We start from the raw sequence: 2,268 nt of genomic DNA, 5'->3' as shown, positions 1-2,268 counted from the left end.
ATGCAGCAGAAATAATTGCACCCCAATCGGAAGTGGGACGTTGGAATCTAACTTTACTGGACTTTGGAGCTAAAGTTTGTACTGCTAGAAATCCTAAATGTCTACAGTGTCCTCTTTCAAGTCGATGTTATTGGTTTAATTCAAATTAACATTTTGTTGTGAAGTGAGATCGCTACTCTACGATAGAATAACTTCATTCATAGCGAGCGCTCTTTAAGATGCCTGTAAACCCTAGTTTCTACCCCAATAATTGGAACAGCCTAGCATTGAAAGTAAAAGAAGCTGCACGATGGCGATGTAGTTGCTGCGGAAAAAAATGTTATGAGCCAGGAGAGAAACCAGAGAATCTAACCCGTTCAGAGTGGACGGCGGATATTTTGCAGGTGCATCATCGCAACCATGACACGAGCGATAATCGATTAGCTAATCTGCTGTCTGTCTGTGCAGTCTGTCATTTGAGTTTACATAGAGATAGGTATAGTCCAGTTAGTCCTGGGCAATTGAAATTATTCTAGCAATATGTGGAAACCCAAGCGCGAACTAATTAATGACGACCGCATTCATAAAATTTCTATCTTCACAGGCGACAAGCAAATAACTTACTCAGAAGTAATCGAGCTATGGCAGCGGGATAATAACTTTCGAGATTTTTTTATCTCTTTATTAGCCGACACGCCCATGACAGCTTATTTCTGGGAAACACCACCAGTTACTAAATCTACTGTAGAGCGAGAATTTGAATTTGTCCTGATTGATAGTCCCAAATTAGCCGATCTAGAACCAGACCCCAGCGACTTCAGACAACATTTTGAATCGGCAACATCTGAAGTTATAACCTTTCCCAATCTAGGAAACGATGCTTTATTAGTCGTGCCTTGTCCCATTACTGATATACCTGAGAGTACTCATTTGGCGAATTTTGTCCGAAATGCACCCGAATCTCAGCAGCATCTACTGTGGCAAACTGTCGGGCGTGAGCTACAACAGAGGCTTAACGAGCAACCTATCTGGGTGAGTACATCGGGACTAGGAGTTCATTGGCTTCACGTTAGATTGGATTCACAACCCAAATATTACTGTTTTGAACCATATAAACAAAGATCAAACCCCTATCAATAAAGCCTCGGCTATCTGCTGCCTTTCTTCGGTCAAACTCAGTTTTGATTCTGGTTTACCGCTACGGCGATACCAATAACGAGCATTCCCTAAATCTCCTTCAACTCGATGTAAGTAGGCATGAACCCAGGCACAATCGCGATCGCTCTCATGGTCGATTAATCTATGAGATTTCTGCCAATCACCTTGGTAGTCGTGCCATAACGCCTGAAGTGCAAGGGGATAACTTTTTATTGGTTGGGAATTTTGCTGTATAAATTCTTCAATATTCATAGCAGAACCGTGAAAACTTCGAGCGAATAAATATTGTTGTAGATGTTACTAATATTCTAATTCGGTTGAGACTTTTACTTTTTTCTTTCTTTAGAAGGATTAATACAATTGAAGCTTTTTCGATACTGTAAAGTGAAGCATTAACTATCTTAGACATGAACGAGCAAAAACCCGATCGACTTATCGATTTCACAGATGCAAAGCAACCTTCCGACATTATGGAAAGAGAAGCTCAAAAGGAAAACTCGGAAGATGCAGCACAGATGGAGCAAGAGTTTACCTATGAGCAAGAAGTAGAAAATAAACTCGCCCACGAACAAAATATTACCGCCCATATTCCTGGCGGTAGCATGATTGCCGATCTAGATAAGTAAAAGAGTTTGATTAATCAAAAAGCCAATTTACGTTTAGGCGATCGCCTCTGGCAAACCTTCTTTTCAGCAGTGAAAAGCCTTCTCCTTTATATTTCCAATTAAGATTAGAGCTTATTTTTATTCTGAATTCAGCCTGCTGTTTGAGGAAACTTTTCAATCTGTCAATCGTTTTCATGAGTTCATTGCGTCTCTTTCTAAGTCTGACCAGAATAACTCTAAAATAGTTTCCAGATCGACATTTGATTGATTCTCAAATCCAGATTCCCAAGCATCTATTAGTTCATCCCATTCTTCATCTGTCTCTGGTCTTTTCTTCAGTAATTCAAAAAACCGAGTCTGATCTTTTGCTTCAGTTAGATCGACAGAACCTATCCCACTAAAATCTAAATTGATGATATTATACCCTTAAACTAGGAGGGTAAAATGGCAGGGCGTTTTGAAGGTTTAAGCAATCTCGAATGGAAGTTGTTTGAAGATATTTTTCCTGAAACTCCAAAAAAGAGAT

4 protein-coding genes are annotated in these 2,268 nt (G+C 39.7%); 3 read left to right on the top strand and 1 reads right to left on the bottom strand.

Annotation, left to right across the window (positions count from 1 at the left end):
• Nucleotides 1–218 precede the first annotated feature (218 nt).
• Both V6C71_20945 and V6C71_20940 read left to right on the top strand, forming a co-directional pair.
• Entirely contained in the window at nt 219–515 is a 297-nt protein-coding gene (locus V6C71_20945) for an HNH endonuclease (GenBank protein HEY9770927.1), read from the top strand.
• A gap of 4 nt (nt 516–519) precedes the next feature.
• Nucleotides 520–1,119: a hypothetical protein gene (locus tag V6C71_20940; protein HEY9770926.1), complete on the top strand. Its 600-nt coding sequence runs from the start codon at nt 520–522 to the stop codon at nt 1,117–1,119.
• Here V6C71_20940 and V6C71_20935 read toward each other — a convergent pair.
• Nucleotides 1,102–1,389 (bottom strand): hypothetical protein, encoded by a 288-nt coding sequence (locus tag V6C71_20935; protein HEY9770925.1) that lies wholly within the window; start codon nt 1,387–1,389, stop codon nt 1,102–1,104. The two genes, V6C71_20940 and V6C71_20935, sit on opposite strands and share 18 nt — an antisense overlap.
• Before the next feature lie 155 nt (nt 1,390–1,544).
• On the opposite strand from V6C71_20935, the gene V6C71_20930 reads away from it, so the two are divergent.
• Entirely contained in the window at nt 1,545–1,763 is a 219-nt protein-coding gene (locus V6C71_20930; GenBank protein ID HEY9770924.1) for a hypothetical protein, read from the top strand.
• The last annotated feature ends 505 nt before the right edge of the window (nt 1,764–2,268 follow it).

This window comes from Coleofasciculaceae cyanobacterium (assembly GCA_036703275.1).
Taxonomy (GTDB): domain Bacteria; phylum Cyanobacteriota; class Cyanobacteriia; order Cyanobacteriales; family Xenococcaceae; genus Waterburya.
Note: the sequence above shows the minus strand (reverse complement) of the source record. Positions and strands in the feature narration are given on the sequence as shown.

What these genes read in the sequence shown, in the direction of transcription:
- V6C71_20945 (HEY9770927.1), top strand. Translation starts at nt 219, where the DNA reads ATGCCTGTAAACCCTAGTTTCTACCCCAATAATTGGAACAGCCTAGCA.
- V6C71_20940 (HEY9770926.1), top strand. Translation starts at nt 520, where the DNA reads ATGTGGAAACCCAAGCGCGAACTAATTAATGACGACCGCATTCATAAA.
- V6C71_20935 (HEY9770925.1), bottom strand. Translation starts at nt 1,389, where the DNA reads ATGAATATTGAAGAATTTATACAGCAAAATTCCCAACCAATAAAAAGT.
- V6C71_20930 (HEY9770924.1), top strand. Translation starts at nt 1,545, where the DNA reads ATGAACGAGCAAAAACCCGATCGACTTATCGATTTCACAGATGCAAAG.